The organism is Advenella alkanexedens, assembly GCF_019132845.1.
Classification (GTDB): domain Bacteria; phylum Pseudomonadota; class Gammaproteobacteria; order Burkholderiales; family Burkholderiaceae_B; genus Advenella; species Advenella alkanexedens.
The window spans coordinates 59,722-77,045 of record NZ_JAHSPR010000007.1; the positions used below are offsets into that span (position 1 = coordinate 59,722).

A 17,324-nucleotide genomic window follows, 5' to 3' on the forward strand; every position below is an offset into this window, starting at 1 on the left:
GGCCATAAAAGCCGGTCAGGAACCCCCGGCCATTGAAGTAACATAATGGCTGGGGGTTTTTATATATATTCAAAGACAGTCTTTGACCATTTGCGTGATTTGTGGGTCGGCGCCGGGTATGGCAAGGAGCCTGACCTTTGCCGTTAGCAGAACGCCGGTGTCTATAATTGCCTGGGCGATATCGGCATCGGGGCCAGGAATCGTGACAAGATAAAAATCAGTGGTTTGTCTTTGGATTTTTGTGGCCGGGTACTGGGCTTTCCATGCGTTGTTAATGCAATGTGCTGCCTGGGCCGGTAATTTTCCGGAACTGTTGTTGATTTCAGTCGGTTTAAGGGGGTAAGGGTTGCTGGAGGAGGAGCAGGCACTGATAAAAATGCCAGTCAATATAGCTGCATAAACCTTTTTCATGGGCGTCCTTAATGCTAGGCAAAAAACGGGGTATTAATGGGGCAAGAACCGTATGATATCCTGTTCCTTGACATTGTTGTCCCTGAACCAGTGCTGGTTCATTTCCAGCGCGTACTTTGCCGGGGCTGATGAGCAGTAAGTGTCATCGCGCAGTGGCAGCATCTCATGAAAGTTCAGGATTCTTCCCTGCTCATCCATAAAAGCAATGGCCAGCGGAATATAGGTGTTGCGCATCCAGAAGCACAGAGGCTGGCTTTCTTCGAAGACAAACAGCATGCCGTGATTGGTTGGCATTTGCCGGCGAAACATCAAGCCTTTCATGCGTGTTTCGTGTGTATCGGCGATTTCAGCGGTAATGTTGATGTTATTGATGGAAAGGCTGCGTGTTTTCAGGGGTGCTGTGTTTTCAGCACGACTGGATGACATGCACAGCAGAAAAACGCATAGAGCGAGAATGATGAAAAAAAAAGGCCCAATGGGACATTGCTGCCCCATTAACTTGATGCGTTGCATTATGCTTGTCCAGTCAGGCTTCAGTAATACTTAATGCCTGTTTGCCTTTTGGACCCTGGGCAATTTCAAAGGAAACTTTTTGGCCTTCTTTAAGGGTTTTAAATCCATTCATTTGAATGGATGAAAAATGGGCAAAGAGATCTTCTCCACCACCGTCTGGGGTAATGAACCCGAAACCTTTGGCATCATTGAACCACTTGACGGTTCCTGTTTGTTTTTGTCCGTCGACGTGAACGTTTGATTCGGTTGTTTCTGACATATGCACTGCCTTTGAATAAAAATGAAACATAATCGGATAAAGGTGTGTCCTAATAATAAAGGAATAACCTTATCCTTTGTACACTTAAACCCAGGTTGGCGAACCATTTGCGCTAAAGTGTATCTAAATGATGCGTTTAAAGCACCGGCTCGTCAATAGTGGAAATTACCGATTAAGTCCGTTATTTGTATATAAGTGAAATAACAGGCAGAATCATGCTTACAATGTAAATTTATTTGTACATGTTTTTTCAAGAGTGGATAATGGGGCAACAATCTGGACTTGTGACCGAGAAGCAAAAGGCAAAACTCGCGCCACCACCTTTTTATCAGGTGTTATTGCTTAATGATGATTACACGCCAATGGATTTTGTCGTTGTGGTTTTACAAAAATTTTTTGCAAAATCTGAAGAAGATGCTACTTTGATCATGTTGAAAGTGCATCATGAAGGAAAAGCGGTTTGCGGTGTTTATCCCAAAGATGTTGCGGCAACCAAAGTGGCCATGGTGGCCCAGTATGCCCGTTCCAATCAGCACCCTTTGCAGTGCATAATGGAACCTCTCGAGACATAATGGGTCTACAGCTGGTAATGTTTGGCAGTTTAAGGAAGTATCGGAGGATGATGTGATTTCTCAAGAACTGGAAGTAAGCTTACATATGGCATTTGTTGATGCCAGGTCATCACGTCACGAGTTCATTACGGTTGAGCATTTATTGCTTGCCCTGCTGGACAATGCCGCAGCACTGGATGTGCTTAAGGCTTGTGATGCCGATATTGAATCCTTGCGGGGAAAACTGCGTAAATTCGTTAACGAAAATACGCCAGTCGTACCCGGAGAAGAAGAGGTGGACACCCAGCCGACATTGGGTTTCCAGCGGGTGATCCAGCGCGCTATCATGCATGTGTCATCCAACGGAAACAATAAAAATCCGGCTACGGGTGCCAATGTGCTGGTGGCTATCTTCAGTGAAAAAGATTCCCATGCGGTTTTTTTCCTGCAGGAGGAAAATATCAGCCGCCTCGATGTGGTCAATTATATTTCGCATGGCATTTCCAAACTGCCGCCACCCAAGGAAGAACGTCCTGAAGAGTCGATGGCAAGTTCGCGTGAACCCAGCGACTTTGATAAATCTCCATTGGCTCTGTATGCCCAGGATTTGAATGCCAATGCGCAAGAAGGCAAAATCGATCCGCTTGTCGGACGTGACCAGGAAGTTGAACGGGTCATCCAGATTTTATGCCGTCGCCGCAAGAACAATCCCTTGCTGGTGGGTGAAGCCGGTGTTGGTAAAACAGCCATTGCCGAAGGCCTGGCATTAAGAATTGAAAACAGTGAAGTGCCGGATATTCTTTCATCTGCCCGTGTTTATGCGCTGGATATGGGCGCATTGCTGGCGGGTACCAAATACCGCGGCGACTTTGAACAGCGCCTGAAAGCGGTACTCAAGCAACTTGAAGAGCACGAAAATGCCGTGCTCTTCATTGACGAAATCCATACGCTTATTGGTGCCGGTTCGGCCTCGGGCGGCACCATGGATGCCTCCAACCTGCTTAAACCGGCCTTGTCTTCCGGGAAATTGCGTTGTATGGGTGCGACAACCTATAAAGAATATCGGGGTATTTTTGAAAAAGACCATGCCCTGTCACGCCGTTTCCAGAAAGTGGATGTTGTTGAACCTACGGTAGAGCAAACTATTCAGATTTTGCGTGGCCTGAAGTCCAAGTTTGAAGCGCATCATGGCGTACGTTATTCATCTCCCGCCCTGGTTGCCGCAGCAGAGCTGTCTGCCCGTCATATTAATGACCGGCACTTGCCCGACAAGGCCATTGATGTGATTGACGAAGCCGGTGCGGCACAACGATTGCTACCCAAATCACGCCAGAAAAAAGTGATTGGCAAAGCAGAGGTGGAAGCCATTGTTGCAAAAATGGCACGTATTCCGCCACAAAGTGTTTCTACCGATGACCGGAACAAGCTGGCTACCCTTGAACGGGATTTGAAAACGGTGGTGTTTGGGCAAAACGAAGCCATTACGGCTTTGGCTGCCGCCATTAAAATGTCGCGCTCCGGTTTGGGCAAGCCCGATAAACCCATTGGTTCATTCCTGTTTTCCGGCCCTACCGGGGTTGGCAAAACCGAAGTCGCCAAACAGCTGGCCTTTACGCTGGGTATTGACCTGGTTCGTTTTGACATGTCCGAATACATGGAGCGTCATGCGGTTTCCCGCCTTATTGGTGCGCCACCCGGTTATGTTGGTTTTGATCAAGGGGGGCTTTTAACCGAAGCCATTACTAAACAGCCCCATTGCGTATTGCTGCTTGATGAAATAGAAAAAGCCCATCCGGATATCTTCAATATCCTGTTGCAGGTCATGGACCACGGCACACTGACCGATAACAATGGTCGCAAGGCCGATTTCAGGAATGTCATTCTTATCATGACCACCAATGCAGGCGCAGAAATGCTGAACAAACCCACAATCGGGTTTGCCGTTTCGCGTGAGGCAGGTGATGAAATGGCTGAAATCAAGCGGGTCTTTACCCCTGAGTTCCGTAATCGTCTCGATGCGATTATTCCTTTTGCACCACTGAATAAAGAAATTATTCTGCGTGTCGTGGATAAATTCCTGATCGAGCTTGAGGAACAGCTGCATGCGAAACGGGTAGAGGTCACCTTTACCGATGCGCTGCGTGCTTATCTGGCCGATAAAGGTTTTGATCCGCTCATGGGCGCAAGACCAATGCAACGGCTTATCCAGGATGTCATTCGTCGTGCCCTGGCCGATGAGTTGCTATTTGGCAAACTTGCCAATGGGGGGGCGGTACGTGTTGACATCAAGGATGAACAGGTCTCCCTGTTTTTTGAAGAGCCCGGCTCAAAAACCGATGACCAAGCGAACAAGGAAGAGGTGCTTGTTTCTTGATGCAGGATGTGGCAATCAGGCTGGCATGCCATAACTGCGGGCAGCTTCATGTCAAACCGCAGCTCCATGAGCGCCAACGCGCTTCATGTGTACGCTGCGGTACTGTCTTGCTTCAAAAGGGAAAACTCAATGTTAGTGCCTGGCTGGCTTTGTCAATTGCGGCCTTATGGGTTTTTCTGATTGCCAATCTTATGCCGGTTGCCACGCTTTCCTCAGCCGGCATGTCTCGCAGTGCCACCTTTCTTCAAGCAATCACGGTGACCTGGGGGCAGGGTTTTCCATTGGTCGCCAGCATGTGTTTGATGGTGGGTTTTGTGATCCCGCTGCTTCAGTTAAGCCAGCTGACGTGGATTCTGTTTTTTTTAAACAGGAAGAAATACCCGCCTGGTTTGCGCAGCTTATCCCGTTTGCTAGCGCTGTGCAAACCATGGTCCATGATTCCGGTTTTCATGTTGGGTGTCCTGGTAGCGGTTGTCAAACTGGCCAATATGGCGTCACTTGACCCTGAGACCGGTTTATGGGCATTTGCCGTCCTGACCTTTTTGCTGACTTTCCTCAATAAACTCAATTCCCGAAAAATCTGGCAACTGGCACAAGAGCAAGGTGTGGCCAATGATTTGCCGGTTAATCCGCAAGCAGGAAATTATGTGCTTGCCTGTGAGGTTTGTTCGCAGGTGGCACTGAGCGACCACACAAGCGGAGATTGCAAGCGTTGTCATGCCAGCGTGCATTATCGTAAACCCAAATATAAGTCCCGAACCCTTGCCCTGCTGGCAGCAGCCATTGTGTTTTATGTACCTGCCAACCTGTTTCCAGTCATGTTTATTGACACCTTTCTGGGTGCCAGCGGGCATACTATTTTGGGTGGGGTGCTTCAGCTTTGGCAATTGGGCTCATGGGATCTGGCATTAATTGTTTTTGTGGCCAGTATCGTGGTTCCCATTAGTAAAATTGTTATTATGCTGGTTTTATACTTCAATGATAAATCAGGCAGTTATGCCGTTCAGCGACAGCACACTCGTCTTTACCAGATTGTTGAGTTTATTGGGCAATGGTCCATGCTGGACGTCTTTGTGGTGATATTGCTGGCAGCGCTGGCCAATTTTGGCAGTCTCATGAGTGTCATGCCAGGGCATGGTGCTTCTGCCTTCGGCCTGGTTGTGGTTTTCACGATGCTGTCTGCGCATAGTTTTGACATTCGGGAAGGGTGGAGCTATGTGGATGACGGAATTGAAAAAGAAGATTTTGAGCCGGTAGAGACAGCACCCACTTTCCAATGAAGCAGTGTGTATGCAAAGACTGGCCTATTCATGGCGTTAATTATGCGGAAAACCAAAAATGTCCGAGTCTGAAGACAAACAATCGCCCTCATCACAGACAAATGAGTCTCTGGTGAATAATAGATCCTCGGCGGAAAACGGGATCAGACCGCCTGTCGTCAAAGAGCCGGTAGTCAGTCAAAAAAAAGGGAAAAACATTTCATGGATCTGGCTGGTTCCCTTTATTGCAGCCATCGTTGGCTTGTCCCTGTTGGTCAGGGACTATATGGATCAGGGGCCGGAAGCCAGCATCATCTTCAAAACGGCTGAAGGGCTGGAGGTTGGAAAAACACAGGTTCGCTACAGGGATGTGGTGATCGGGCATGTCAATAAAATCAGCCTGACACCGGATAGGAACGAAGTAGAGGTTAATGTCAGTCTTTCCAAGGAAAGTGAGTTCCTGATGCGGGAAGGAACCATGTTCTGGGTGGTCAGGCCCCGCCTTACCATTAGCGGAGTATCCGGTTTGGGGACACTGGTGTCGGGCTCGTATATTGGGGTTGATGTGCCCGATAATGATGGGAAGATATCTGTTTACACCGATGAATTTGTTGGTCTGGAACATCCTCCCGAGATTTCAAGCAATCGTCCGGGTAAAAAATTTGTGTTGAATGCGAGCAATCTGGGATCGCTGGATCTGGGCTCTCCCGTATATTATCGACGCATTCCCGTGGGACAGGTCATCAATTACCAGCTTGCCAAAGATGGCAAAGCTGTGGATATCATTGTTTTTATTGATTCTCCTTATGACCAGTTCGTGACGGAAAACAGCCGCTTCTGGAATGCCAGTGGCCTGGATCTGTCACTGGGAGCCAATGGTTTGAATTTCAGGACGCAATCCCTGGTTTCATTATTGACAGGGGGTGTGGCTTTTGCCGATCCCCCCCCCAGGCAGGGGCAGAATATCAGGCTGGCTGAGGCGAATTCTGTTTTTATCCTGGAAACGACCGAGGAGCGGGCCATGGCTGAGCCGCATGGCCAGGTTTATCCGGTTCGCATGAAGTTCAGCAATTCGGTACGTGGTTTGCAGGCCGGTGCTCCCCTTGATTTTAAAGGGATTAATTTGGGTGAGGTGCGTGCCATTAGCCTTGAGTATGATGCGAAAAACCATGAAAGCTTTGCGGTGGTGGATGCCATTGTTTATGAAAACCGCTTAAGTGTTGTGCTAAACAGTAATAAAAAGCCTGACAGTAAAGCAAAAGAAATTGGCATTAATGAAATAAAAGCCTTTTTTGCCAGTGGATTAAGGGGGCAATTGCGTTTTGCCAATCTTTTTACCGGGCAACTGTATGTCGGGCTTGATTACTTTCCTGATGAACCGCCTTTGCCTGCACCGGATTTGTCGCAAGACCCATTCATCATTCCCACAGTGGGGGGCAGTTTTGACGAAATTCAGGACAACCTGAATCAGATTATCCGTAAACTTAAGGATCTACCTCTGGATTCAATCGGCCAATCACTGGACAGCGCCTTGCAAGGGGTGGCAAAACTGGTATCCAACCTGGATAGCAAAACCATGCCTGAAATGAATAAAGCCCTGCGTCAGGCAACCCGTTCACTGAACGGGACTGATAAACTGGTCAACAGCCTGGATGACACTATACGGCCGGATGGTGCTTTAATGTCCGAGGTACGTACCATGCTCAGAGAGCTGACCCGTACCATGCGTTCATTCCGTGCCATCAGTGACTTTTTACAGGCAGAGCCTTCTTCGGTCATCAGGGGCAGGCAGAAAGATAAAGTACCGTTTATGGAATAGCGCATCATGAAACTGATACACCAACAATCTGGCATTTTGAAAAGAGTGGCTTATGCCTTGTGCCTTGCCAACATGATTGGCTTAGCAGTGGGATGCGCCTCAGCCCCGCCTGTCAGGTATTATTCACTGCAACCCCAGCTGCAGTCTTCCACTGTTACGGGCGATGCGCCTATAGGGCTGCAAATTGCTTTGCCGCAGATTCCCGAGTCCGTTGACAGGCCACAGCTGATGGTGCGTGATCCGGCCGAGCCACAGCTTATGTATGCGCTGAATGCGGATCGTTGGGCCGGATCTGTCGCAGATGAAATTGGCCAGTCCCTGTCATTTTACCTGGCTGGTCAGCTGGGGGCCATTAATGTGCAGAACCTGCCGGTTGTGCCAGGGTCGTTGCCGGTCTGGACGGTTCAGAGCAATGTGCAGCAATTTGAGCTGATGCCCGGCCATAGTGCACTTCTTGATGTAGTATGGACGCTTAAGCCACCATCTGGCACCCGTGCCTCATGGATTTGCCAAACACGGATCAGTGTTCCGGTTACGCAAAAAGATGCAGCTTCCGTCGTGGATGGGCAACAGCAGGCCATTCGTTTGCTGGCCAATGAAATGGCCCGGAAAATCAATCCCGGTGTCGTGGCGGCTGATAATGCGATGCAGGCTTCGGTACAAACTCGTGCCTGTCGTGAATCGTAAAGCAGGGGTGTGAAAGCCCCGCACTCAAGCAATTTGTAAAACTTAGGATAATATTTGCAATGAAAAAGAAAATTCTGTTCTCTGGAATCATGGCTGCATTTGCCTTTACATCGGTCAGTCAGGCTGATGTCGTGGTGGGTGTGAACGTATCGGCTACCGGCCCTGCTGCCGCCATTGGCATACAGTCTCAAAATGCCATGAGTTTATGGCCAGAGACACTGGGTGGAGAAAAGGCCAAATATATTATTCTTGATGATGGTACCGATGTAAGCAAGGCAGTCAGAAACGTACGAAAGCTGACTTCGGAAGATAAAGTGGATATTATTATCGGCCCCAATACAACGGCGGCTACTTTGGCTTTACTGGATGTCCTGAAAGAAACCCAAACCCCTTTGATTGCATTGGCCGCCTCCAGTTCTATTGTCGAGCCGGCTGATGATCCAGGTCGTCGCTGGGTTTTTAAAATGCCCCAGAATGACGGATTGATGGCTGATGTCCTGATTGATGAAATGGTCAAAAAAGGACATAAAACCATTGGTTTTATCGGATTTGCCGACTCCTATGGAGAAAACTGGTGGAAAGAGTTCACCTCGCGCCTGGATGGCAGGCTTGAAGTGGTTGCCCGTGAGTCTTTTCAGCGTACCGACTCATCAGTTGTCGGTCAGGCACTGAAATTGATTTCAGCCAAACCCGATGCCATTTTGGTAGCGGGTGCCGGCACACCGGCCGTATTGCCTGAAAAAACCCTGAAGGACCGTGGTTACAAGAATCCGATTTACCAAACCCATGGTATCGGCACGCTTGAGTTTTTGCAGGTGGGTGGTAAATCTGTAGAGGGAACGCTTTTTCCAACCGGTCCCGGTGTGGTGGCCCGTGGCTTGCCAGACAGTAATCCGGTTAAAGCGGTCGCCATGGACTTTACCGAACGCTATGAAGACAAATATGGCCCGAATACGGCTACCCAGTTTGCCGGTGATGCCTGGGGTGCCTGGATTGTGGCTGACAAAGCCGTGTCACGGGTGATTAAAAAGGGTATCAAGCCGGGAACGGTCGAATTCAGGAATGCCCTGCGTGATGAAATTGAAAACACCAAAGACCTGATTGTTCCCAATGGCGTGCTAAATATTACGCCGGCTGATCATCAGGGTTTTGATGCCCGTGCTGCTGTTATGGGCACGATCAAAGATGGCAAATTTGTGTATGCCGGTGAGCAATAAAACGGGCTGTATGGCTCAATGATTAAAACAGCTTTGGCTGCTTGTCAGTGAGCCAGATTTTGGCCGATTAGTTAATGGTAGCCCCTGAAATTTCTACAATTTCCTTGTACTTTTTGTGCTCGGCATTGACGAACTCGGCAAATTCCTGCGCAGTGCCGGGTTTGGTGTCGGAGCCCATGGTTTTAAGCTGCTTTTGCACGGCCGGATCGTTCATGGCATTGCTGTAGGCCTGGTTTAGTTTGTTAATAATTGATTCGGGAGTGCCACCGGTGGCAAATACGCCAAACCAGGTACCAATATCAAAGTCTTTAATGCCAGCCGCTTCCATGGTGGGCGTGTCGGGCAGAAAAGGGGTGGCCTCTTTGGTGGTAACGGCCAATGCTTTAACCTGACCGTCATTGATCAGGGGCAGTGAGGAGGCCAGATTGTCAAACATGAACTGGGTCTGGTTGGACAACAAAGACAGTTTTGCCGGATTGGCACCGCCATAAGGTACGTGGACGGCATCGATGCCGGTACGGGCTTTCATGAGCTCACCAGCCAGGTGGCCGGCACTGCCACTGCCGCCAGACGCATAGTTAAGCTTGCCAACATTGTTTTTGGCATAATCAATCAAATCTTGCAGGCTGTTGATATTGTTGGTTTCGGCGAAATCTTTATTGACGATTAAAACATTGGGTACCGATGAAACCATAATAACCGGTGCGAAATCCTTGATGGGATCAAACGTAATGTTTTTATATAACCAGGGGTTAATGGCCTGGATGGCAACCGCACCCATTACCAGCGTGTAGCCATCGGGCTGGGCCTTGGCCACTGAGGCGGCACCAATATTGCCACCGGCACCGGCTTTGTTCTCGACAATCACGGTTTGTTTGAGTTCTTGCTGCACTTTTTCACCCAAGAGGCGGGCAATGGTGTCAAGCGGGCCACCGGCTGCATAAGGAACTACAAAATTGATGGGTTTTTCAGGCCAGGCTGTAGCGGTATCCTGCGCCATTGCCATATTGGAACCCAGGATACCAGAGGCCAGCAGGGCGCCGGCACTTTTTAAAATCATTCTGCGTGTCAGTGTCATTATCATGTCCTTGTAAAAAAATTAATGGCGACCGGTACTGCCAAAACCGTCGGCGCCGCGATCACTGTCTTCAAATTCATCGACAAGATTGAATTCTACTTGCTGTACGGGAACCACCACCAATTGGGCAATGCGTTCCATGGGGGAAATGACAAAATCGGTCTGGCCACGATTCCAGGTTGATACCATGAGCTGCCCCTGATAGTCGGAATCGATCAGGCCAACCAGATTACCCAGTACGATACCGTGCTTATGGCCCAGCCCCGAGCGTGGCAGGATTATGGCGGCATAGTTCGGGTTTTTGATGAATATGGATAAACCGGTGGGAATCAAAGTGGTCTGGCCTGGTTTCAGTGTGACGGCTTCATCAAGACAGGCCCGCAGATCAAGGCCGGCAGATCCACCTGTTGCGTAGGTTGGCAAGTGTGAGCGCATGCGTTCATCAAGGATTTTCAGGTCTATTTTCATTTTTTCCTATTTGATTTCGTGGAATTGAAAATTGTTGCCATGAACCGGATTATGGCAATGACAACAATGATAATCAAGACAATTGCCCCTTGCCCGTCTGACTCGGCAATAATGGAGCCGAGAAACACCAGTAGAAAAATCAGGAAGAAAAATCTTCTGACGTTTTTGTTGAACGTGGAGGCTGTGTAAGTCGTGGGCTTGTTTGTATTGGTTTTTGGGGGCTGTGGCAAAGAATACGAGGTGGACTTTGCGGGTACGGCGGACGAGAAATCTTCATGGCTGGAGAAACTCTCAGGCAAGTCCTGGGTAAAATCATTGTCCGGATTTTGCGCGGGGGAAGATAAGGATGACTGTTTTAGAAGTTCATCGATATATGAAACATAATCCCCATTTTTAGGGCTTTCGTGACTCTTCAACATGATACATCCCTTATCGTGTTAGTGACGGTTGCCGGCCTTGATCCTTTCCTTGCTGGTTTTGTTTTTCTCTGGTGTTTTTTTCATGAGTGAGTATATCAGCCATACGCCAGCGACCACTGACAGAATGGTACCAATCAGCAATGTGCTTCCACCCCCTGCTCCATGAGAATCTGAAATGGCTTCGGCACCTTTGGCACCCAGATAGCCAGGCATAATCATGACGGGCATCCAGATGATGGCAGAGGTCACATTGGCGATTTGAAACCGCAGGTGGGACATGTTCATGATGCCGGCAACGGCAGGAATTGTGGAGCGGATGGGGCCCATAAAACGACCCAGAAAAACCGACAGGACACCATATTTATAAAAGAACAGCCTTGTTCGCGCAACCATTTTCCGGTGCTGGTTCAGGGGCCATTTACGGGTGATATCCATGCCAAACCAGCGCCCGATCCAGTACGAAAGGGCGTCACCCAATATGGCACCTGCTATTCCCCAAATAATAATGGGCCAGGGAGATAAAACCCCTGAGCCGATTAAGGTACCGGCTGCCAGCAAAATAGCCGTTGCGGGGATGGCAAGACCAATAATAAGCATGGATTCGCCAAAGGTAAGCAAGGCAATAATGGGGCCTGCCCAGAGCTGGTTATCCTGGATGAATGTAATGATCTGTTGAAGCAGCTGATCCATGAAAATATACCGGTTAATCCTGAAAAAGGGCTTTTATGCCGACAGTTTCAAGGCAATATGTTTAATCAATTGGCGTGAGGCGGCCAGTTTGGGTAGGGTAGGCAGTTGTTGGTGACCGTTTTCTTCAAACAAAACCATGGTGGTGGAGTCGGCGTCCATCACGTCTTGGGCCAGATTGCCGACCAGCAAGGGAATATTTTTACGTTGGCGTTTGCTTTCGGCATATTCCAGCAGGTTTTCGGTTTCAGCCGCAAAACCGACACACCAGGGGCCATTTTCAAGCGCAGCCACCGAGGCAAGAATGTCCGGATTGGGGGAAAATTGAAGGTCCATACCCGTGTTTTCGGTTTTTTTGATTTTGTTTTGCTGGAAATTGCTGACATGCCAGTCGGCAACCGCAGCGACCGAAATGAAAATATCAGCCTCATGGGCGTGTTGCATGACCTGATCGTACATTTGTCTGGCAGTCATGACGGATATGCGTTGTACATCATAAGGGGCGTCAAGCGCAGTGGGGCCGGAAACCAGGGTAACCCGGGCGCCGGCTTCGCGGGCAGCGCGGGCAATGGCATAACCCATCTTGCCGGATGAACGGTTGGTGATCATGCGAACCGGATCGATGGGTTCGGCCGTGGGGCCTGCGGTAATGAGCACGTGTTTGCCATGCAGAAGCTTTTCCTGGAAAAATGCAATGGTTTCATTCACGATTTCATGAGGTTCGAGCATGCGTCCGCTACCGGTTTCGCCGCAGGCCTGCGAACCACTGCCAGGCCCCCAGACAGCAGTGTTGTCGTGCAGTAATTGCAGTATGTTGCGTTGGGTAGCCGGGTGTGCCCACATTTCCCGGTTCATGGCAGGAACCACGATAAGCGGGCAGTTGCCTTTGGCCAGGCACAGGGTGGAAAGCAGGTCATCGGCCAGGCCATGGCTGAGTTTCGCGATGAAATCGGCACTGGCTGGTACGATAATGATGGCATCGGCCTGGCGGCTTAAATTGATGTGTGCCATGCTGTTGGCCATGCGGGCATCCAGTGTTTCGGTATAAACCGGGTTGCCGGACAGGGCCTGGAAGGTGGTGGGCGTGACGAACTGGGTGGCGGCATCGGTCATGACCACGGTAATCGTGGCACCGTGATCCATGAGTCGGCGGGTAAGCTCTGCCGCTTTATAGCAGGCAATGCCACCGGTAATACCCAAAACGATGCGTTTGCCGGAAAGGTCAGGATTCATGCTTGCTCTTGTTTGGTACGACGTATACGAAGGATCTCATCAAGAATGAGAAAGACAGCCCCTATGGTAATACAAATGTCTGCGACATTGAAGGCCGGGAAATAAGCATTCCCCCAATAAAATAGAAGAAAATCAACGACATGGCCATAAACCAGGCGATCGATGACGTTACCGAGCGCGCCGGCCATAATAAGGGTAAGGGAAAAACAAAAAAACGTTTGCGTTTTGTGTTTTTTTAACAAATGCAGGATAAACCCGGTGGCCCCCAGGCCAAGAACCAGGAAAAACCAGCGTTGCCAGCCGCTCCCATCGGCCAGCAGGCTAAAGGCAGCTCCCTGATTGTAAACCAGAATGAAATCAAAGAAAGGTAGGATATTCAGCCTTTCCAGATAGTCAAAATTGTGTTCAAAATACAGTTTGCTGGCCTGGTCCAGGGCAATCAGGAAAAGCGTGCAGGCAACCCATATGCCATAGGCTACGGGTCGTTTGCCGTTATGCTGGTCAGGCATATTCACGCGCCTCGCCGTCTCCGTACAGGTTGTCTACGCAACGGGAGCAAATGCCGGGATGTTCCGGGTGGCTGTTGACGTCTTCGCGATAATGCCAGCAACGCTCACATTTTTCATGTCCGGAGGGTGCGATTTCGAAACGGAGCTCTCCGTTTGAGGCATGTACGGTTGCGCGCGACACAATGAAAATGAAGCGCAGGTCATCGTTCAGGCTTTGCAGCCAGGCCAGGTCCTGTTCACTTGCGTAAATGTCCACTTCAGCCTGCAGGGCGGAGCCAATCTGGCCGGCACTGCGCAGGTCTTCAAGCTGCTTGTTCAGTTCTGCCCTGATTTCAAGCAGGCGTGTCCATTTGGCAATTAATGCTTCGCTATCCTGAGGAACAGGCACATCATGGTAGACCTCGGTGAAAATGGTTATACGGTCGGCTAGTTCGGTATTTTTCAGGGTGGATTCACGCAGGACAGCCCAGGCTTCTTCTGCCGTAAATGACAGGATGGGAGCCAGCAATTTAAGCAGGCTGAACGTAATGTGCAGCAGGGCGGTTTGGGCAGAGCGACGAGCCAGGCTGTCTTTGCCGCTGGTATACAAACGGTCTTTCAGGGTATCCAGGTAAAATGCACCCAGGTCTTCCGAGCAGAAAATCTGCAACCTTGCCACGGCGGGGTGGAAGTTCAGCTCTTCATAATTCGCCAGCACTTCGTCTTGCATGGCTTTGGTAAACGCCAGTGCATAGCGGTCCACTTCAAACATTTGTTCAAGGTTGACCTGGTCTTTGGCAGCATCAAAATCATTCAGGTTACCCAGCAGGAAGCACAGGGTATTGCGAATACGGCGGTAACTTTCAACTACACGCTTCAGGATCTGGTCGGAAATGGACAGTTCACCGGAGTAGTCGGTGGCAGCTGTCCACAAGCGGATGATTTCAGCACCCAAAGAGTCGGAGACTTTTTGCGGAGCAATCACGTTACCGACTGATTTGCTCATTTTCCGGCCCTGGCCGTCAACCACAAAGCCATGGGTCAGCAAGCCCTTGTAGGGGGGCTGGCCAAACATCATGGAAGAGGTGAGCAGGGAAGAGTGGAACCAGCCACGGTGCTGGTCGGAGCCTTCCAGGTACAGGTCGGCGGGCCAGCGCAGGGTGTCGGCGTGGGAGCCATTGCAAACATGGTCTTTGCCACCCATTACTGTAAAGTGTGTGGTGCCCGAATCAAACCAGACATCCAGGGTGTCACGGTTTTTCTCGTATTGATCGGCCTCTTCACCCAGCAATTCTTTGGGGTCCAACGACTGCCAGGCCTCGATGCCTTCTTTTTCAACCCGTTGGGCAACCAGTTCCAGCAACTCAACGCTGCGTGGGTGGAGCTCACCGGTTTCCTTGTGAACGAAGAATGCCATGGGAACGCCCCACTGGCGTTGACGTGACAAGGTCCAGTCGGGACGGTTGGCAATCATGGCATGCAGGCGGGCGCGACCCCAGGCAGGATAAAAACTGGTGGCCTCGACGCCAGCCAAGGCTTTTTCACGCAGCGTGGCCGAGCCGTCTTTGGGCTGGCGGTCCATGCCGGCAAACCATTGGCTGGTGGCGCGGTAAATAATCGGGGTTTTGTGGCGCCAGCAGTGCATGTAACTGTGTTTCAGGGACTCGACTTTAATAAGTGTGCCAGCCTCTTTCATGGTTTCCACAATTTTGGGGTTGGCATCCCAAATGGAGAGACCGCCAAACAGGGGCAGACTGCTGGCATATTTGCCATCGGCCATGACAGGGCTGATGATGGCGTCGTCTTTAATGCCATTGGCCTTGCAGGAAATGAAGTCTTCAATACCGTAAGCGGGAGCCGAGTGAACAATACCGGTACCGGCATCTACCGTGACGTAGTCACCCAGATACATGGGGGACAAACGGTCATAACCGGCATCGGTCCGGTAAAGCGGGTGGTGGAAAGCGATGTGGTCAAGGGCTGCACCAGTACAGCGGGCCTCAATGGTGCCTTCCAGATTCCAGGCGGCAAGGCAGGCTTGCACCCGTTCCGTGGCCAGCAGCAACAAAGGGCCGGTAGGCAGGGAAGGGGTGACACGCACCAGCGAGTATTCAAGCTCGGGGTGGATGTTAAGCGCCATGTTGGACGGAATGGTCCAGGGCGTGGTGGTCCAGATGACCACGGCGCCATCGTCGATATGGTCAAGATTGAAGGCTTTGGCCAGTTTGTCTTTTTCAGCAAATGGGAAAGCGACATCAATGGCCGGGTCTTTGCGATCCTGGTATTCAACCTCGGCCTCGGCCAGGGCCGAACCGCAGTCAAAACACCAGTTGACCGGTTTGAGTCCGCGGAAAATATAACCTTTGTCCAGAATGTCAGCCAGGGCACGGATTTCATTGGCCTCGTTGGCAAAATTCATGGTGAGGTAAGGGTTGTCCCACTCGCCCAGCACGCCCAGGCGTTTGAAGTCTTTACGCTGGCGATCTATTTGCTCGTACGCATAGGCACGGGCCTTGGCTTGCACTTCGGCCACGGGCAGGTGTTTGCCGAATTTTTTCTCGATCTGGATCTCGATGGGCATGCCATGGCAGTCCCAGCCCGGGACGTAGGGGGCATCGAAACCGGCCATGTTGCGGCTTTTGAGAATGATGTCCTTGAGGATTTTATTAACCGCGTGGCCAATGTGAATGTCACCGTTTGCATACGGCGGGCCATCATGCAAAATAAACGTTGGCCGGCCTTTGCTGGCTTTGCGAATAGCTTCGTAAACTTTATTTTCTTCCCATTGTTTAACCCATTCAGGTTCGCGTTTGGGCAGGTTGCCACGCATAGGGAAAGGAGTTTCGGGCAAATTTAAAGTGTTTTTATAGTCCATGGACAGCAAAATAGTTACGAGCGATGCGCTCATCGTTGCGGATGGCATCGATCATTGTGGGTAAATTGGGAAATTTTTCTTCATCCCGCACGTAGTGCAGGAATGCGACAGTAATAAGTTTACCGTATGCGGCTACGGTTTTATCCAGAATATGTACTTCGAGCAATACTTTGCCATCGGATTCAACGGTGGGTCGTACGCCCAGGCTGGCAATGCCCGGAAGGGTTTGCCCGTCCAGACCTTTGACAGCAACAACGTAAATGCCCGAACGCAAGGCGCAACGTGGCATGGCACGCAGGTTCAGGGTTGGGTAACCAATCGTGCGGCCCAATTTTTTTCCGTGAATCACATGGCCACTGATTTCGTAGGGCCGTCCCAGATAACTGTTGGCGCGATCAAGATCGCCAAAGGCAAGTGCATTGCGCAGTTCGGTACTTGAATAGCGCTGGTTGTTCTTGTCCAGGACGTCTTCAAGTGTTTCCACTTCAAAACCAAAGTGTGAGGCGGCATCGCGCAAAAGTGCAATATCACCGACGCGTTTCTTGCCAAAACGAAAATCGACACCGACATACAACCATTTGGTTTTCAGTCGACGTACCAGGATATCCTCAATGAATTGCTCTGCACCAAGGGTGGCAAATTGCTGATTGAATCGGTTCAGGAAAACCTGCTCTATACCGGCATTGGCCAGGGCGGCCATTTTGTCACGCAGTGATGAAATCCGGGTGGGTGCCAGTTCGGGGCGCTGTTCAAGGAAGGCAAAATATTCCCTGGGGTGTGGTAAAAATGTCATGACCGATGGGGCCAGATTTTTTTCTTTTGCCACCTGGACAACGCGCGCGAGCAGACGCTGGTGTCCTAAATGGACCCCATCGAAGTTGCCGATAGTTAATGCGCTTGCCCGTTGTTGGGAAGCGGGGAAAGCATTACGATAAAGATTAATAGTATTTTTCACGAATAACAGTTTACAATTTTACGCTTCATTA

The 17,324-nt window shown here is 50.2% G+C and carries 17 protein-coding genes; 6 read left to right on the forward strand and 11 right to left on the reverse strand.

All coding sequences use genetic code 11. The features are described 5' to 3' along the window. Window positions 1-69: 69 nt before the first annotated feature. The 3 genes from KU392_RS10075 to KU392_RS10085 are packed head-to-tail and all read right to left on the reverse strand — an operon-like array spanning window position 70 to window position 1,183. Window positions 70-411: a hypothetical protein gene (locus KU392_RS10075; protein ID WP_169294948.1), complete on the reverse strand. Its 342-nt coding sequence runs from the start codon at window positions 409-411 to the stop codon at window positions 70-72. Between the two features lie 33 nt (window positions 412-444). Beyond that, window positions 445-924: a DUF192 domain-containing protein gene (locus KU392_RS10080; protein WP_169294947.1), complete on the reverse strand. Its 480-nt coding sequence runs from the start codon at window positions 922-924 to the stop codon at window positions 445-447. Between the two features lie 13 nt (window positions 925-937). Next, window positions 938-1,183 carry a cold-shock protein gene (locus tag KU392_RS10085; protein WP_169294946.1) on the reverse strand — a complete coding sequence of 82 codons (246 nt, stop codon included), beginning with the start codon at window positions 1,181-1,183 and terminating at the stop codon, window positions 938-940. A gap of 242 nt (window positions 1,184-1,425) precedes the next feature. Between KU392_RS10085 and clpS the strand changes: the two genes are divergently transcribed. From clpS to KU392_RS10115, 6 genes are read left to right on the forward strand one after another with little or no spacing between them, the layout of a single operon-like run. Beyond that, a complete protein-coding gene (clpS, locus tag KU392_RS10090; protein WP_371808415.1) occupies window positions 1,426-1,755 on the forward strand; it encodes an ATP-dependent Clp protease adapter ClpS in 330 nt (109 codons plus the stop codon). 52 nt (window positions 1,756-1,807) lie between these two features. Beyond that, entirely contained in the window at window positions 1,808-4,108 is a 2,301-nt protein-coding gene (gene clpA / locus KU392_RS10095; protein ID WP_217735210.1) for an ATP-dependent Clp protease ATP-binding subunit ClpA, read from the forward strand. Continuing rightward, window positions 4,108-5,388 carry a paraquat-inducible protein A gene (locus KU392_RS10100; RefSeq protein WP_246587432.1) on the forward strand — a complete coding sequence of 427 codons (1,281 nt, stop codon included), beginning with the start codon at window positions 4,108-4,110 and terminating at the stop codon, window positions 5,386-5,388. Before clpA ends, KU392_RS10100 begins: the two co-directional genes overlap by 1 nt. 58 nt (window positions 5,389-5,446) lie before the next feature. Next, window positions 5,447-7,186: a PqiB family protein gene (locus tag KU392_RS10105; protein ID WP_169294943.1), complete on the forward strand. Its 1,740-nt coding sequence runs from the start codon at window positions 5,447-5,449 to the stop codon at window positions 7,184-7,186. Between the two features lie 6 nt (window positions 7,187-7,192). Further along, a complete protein-coding gene (locus tag KU392_RS10110) occupies window positions 7,193-7,873 on the forward strand; it encodes a PqiC family protein (protein ID WP_217735211.1) in 681 nt (226 codons plus the stop codon). A 59-nt stretch (window positions 7,874-7,932) separates the two neighbouring features. Then, window positions 7,933-9,090 (forward strand): ABC transporter substrate-binding protein, encoded by a 1,158-nt coding sequence (locus KU392_RS10115; RefSeq protein WP_169294941.1) that lies wholly within the window; start codon window positions 7,933-7,935, stop codon window positions 9,088-9,090. 67 nt (window positions 9,091-9,157) lie between these two features. Here the strand turns inward: KU392_RS10115 and KU392_RS10120 are convergent, their stop codons facing one another. The 8 genes from KU392_RS10120 to KU392_RS10155 are packed head-to-tail and all read right to left on the reverse strand — an operon-like array spanning window position 9,158 to window position 17,293. Beyond that, window positions 9,158-10,168: a Bug family tripartite tricarboxylate transporter substrate binding protein gene (locus KU392_RS10120; protein WP_246587428.1), complete on the reverse strand. Its 1,011-nt coding sequence runs from the start codon at window positions 10,166-10,168 to the stop codon at window positions 9,158-9,160. Window positions 10,169-10,189: 21 nt separating this feature from the next. Then, window positions 10,190-10,636: a dUTP diphosphatase gene (gene dut, locus KU392_RS10125; protein WP_169294940.1), complete on the reverse strand. Its 447-nt coding sequence runs from the start codon at window positions 10,634-10,636 to the stop codon at window positions 10,190-10,192. After that, the gene (locus tag KU392_RS10130) at window positions 10,633-11,055 is read right to left on the reverse strand and encodes a hypothetical protein (protein WP_217735212.1); all 423 of its coding nucleotides are present in this window, start codon (window positions 11,053-11,055) and stop codon (window positions 10,633-10,635) included. Before KU392_RS10130 ends, dut begins: the two co-directional genes overlap by 4 nt. An 18-nt stretch (window positions 11,056-11,073) precedes the next feature. Next, complete coding sequence (locus KU392_RS10135) at window positions 11,074-11,745, reverse strand: DedA family protein (RefSeq protein WP_169294939.1); 672 nt, start codon at window positions 11,743-11,745, stop codon at window positions 11,074-11,076. A 33-nt stretch (window positions 11,746-11,778) separates the two neighbouring features. Beyond that, window positions 11,779-12,975 carry a bifunctional phosphopantothenoylcysteine decarboxylase/phosphopantothenate--cysteine ligase CoaBC gene (coaBC, locus tag KU392_RS10140; protein WP_169294938.1) on the reverse strand — a complete coding sequence of 399 codons (1,197 nt, stop codon included), beginning with the start codon at window positions 12,973-12,975 and terminating at the stop codon, window positions 11,779-11,781. Continuing rightward, the gene (gene lspA / locus KU392_RS10145; protein ID WP_217735256.1) at window positions 12,972-13,484 is read right to left on the reverse strand and encodes a signal peptidase II; all 513 of its coding nucleotides are present in this window, start codon (window positions 13,482-13,484) and stop codon (window positions 12,972-12,974) included. The genes coaBC and lspA overlap by 4 nt, the downstream gene beginning before the upstream one ends. Continuing rightward, complete coding sequence (ileS, locus tag KU392_RS10150; RefSeq protein WP_217735257.1) at window positions 13,477-16,338, reverse strand: isoleucine--tRNA ligase; 2,862 nt, start codon at window positions 16,336-16,338, stop codon at window positions 13,477-13,479. The genes lspA and ileS overlap by 8 nt, the downstream gene beginning before the upstream one ends. Next, entirely contained in the window at window positions 16,328-17,293 is a 966-nt protein-coding gene (locus tag KU392_RS10155; RefSeq protein ID WP_169294936.1) for a bifunctional riboflavin kinase/FAD synthetase, read from the reverse strand. The genes ileS and KU392_RS10155 overlap by 11 nt, the downstream gene beginning before the upstream one ends. Between the last annotated feature and the right edge of the window lie 31 nt (window positions 17,294-17,324).

What these genes read in the sequence shown, in the direction of transcription:
- KU392_RS10120 (WP_246587428.1), bottom strand. Translation starts at nt 10,168, where the DNA reads ATGACACTGACACGCAGAATGATTTTAAAAAGTGCCGGCGCCCTGCTG.
- KU392_RS10115 (WP_169294941.1), top strand. Translation starts at nt 7,933, where the DNA reads ATGAAAAAGAAAATTCTGTTCTCTGGAATCATGGCTGCATTTGCCTTT.
- clpS (WP_371808415.1), top strand. Translation starts at nt 1,426, where the DNA reads ATGTTTTTTCAAGAGTGGATAATGGGGCAACAATCTGGACTTGTGACC.
- KU392_RS10110 (WP_217735211.1), top strand. Translation starts at nt 7,193, where the DNA reads ATGAAACTGATACACCAACAATCTGGCATTTTGAAAAGAGTGGCTTAT.
- coaBC (WP_169294938.1), bottom strand. Translation starts at nt 12,975, where the DNA reads ATGAATCCTGACCTTTCCGGCAAACGCATCGTTTTGGGTATTACCGGT.
- KU392_RS10135 (WP_169294939.1), bottom strand. Translation starts at nt 11,745, where the DNA reads ATGGATCAGCTGCTTCAACAGATCATTACATTCATCCAGGATAACCAG.
- KU392_RS10130 (WP_217735212.1), bottom strand. Translation starts at nt 11,055, where the DNA reads ATGTTGAAGAGTCACGAAAGCCCTAAAAATGGGGATTATGTTTCATAT.
- KU392_RS10100 (WP_246587432.1), top strand. Translation starts at nt 4,108, where the DNA reads ATGCAGGATGTGGCAATCAGGCTGGCATGCCATAACTGCGGGCAGCTT.
- KU392_RS10105 (WP_169294943.1), top strand. Translation starts at nt 5,447, where the DNA reads ATGTCCGAGTCTGAAGACAAACAATCGCCCTCATCACAGACAAATGAG.
- KU392_RS10085 (WP_169294946.1), bottom strand. Translation starts at nt 1,183, where the DNA reads ATGTCAGAAACAACCGAATCAAACGTTCACGTCGACGGACAAAAACAA.
- KU392_RS10075 (WP_169294948.1), bottom strand. Translation starts at nt 411, where the DNA reads ATGAAAAAGGTTTATGCAGCTATATTGACTGGCATTTTTATCAGTGCC.
- lspA (WP_217735256.1), bottom strand. Translation starts at nt 13,484, where the DNA reads ATGCCTGACCAGCATAACGGCAAACGACCCGTAGCCTATGGCATATGG.
- dut (WP_169294940.1), bottom strand. Translation starts at nt 10,636, where the DNA reads ATGAAAATAGACCTGAAAATCCTTGATGAACGCATGCGCTCACACTTG.
- ileS (WP_217735257.1), bottom strand. Translation starts at nt 16,338, where the DNA reads ATGGACTATAAAAACACTTTAAATTTGCCCGAAACTCCTTTCCCTATG.
- KU392_RS10080 (WP_169294947.1), bottom strand. Translation starts at nt 924, where the DNA reads ATGCAACGCATCAAGTTAATGGGGCAGCAATGTCCCATTGGGCCTTTT.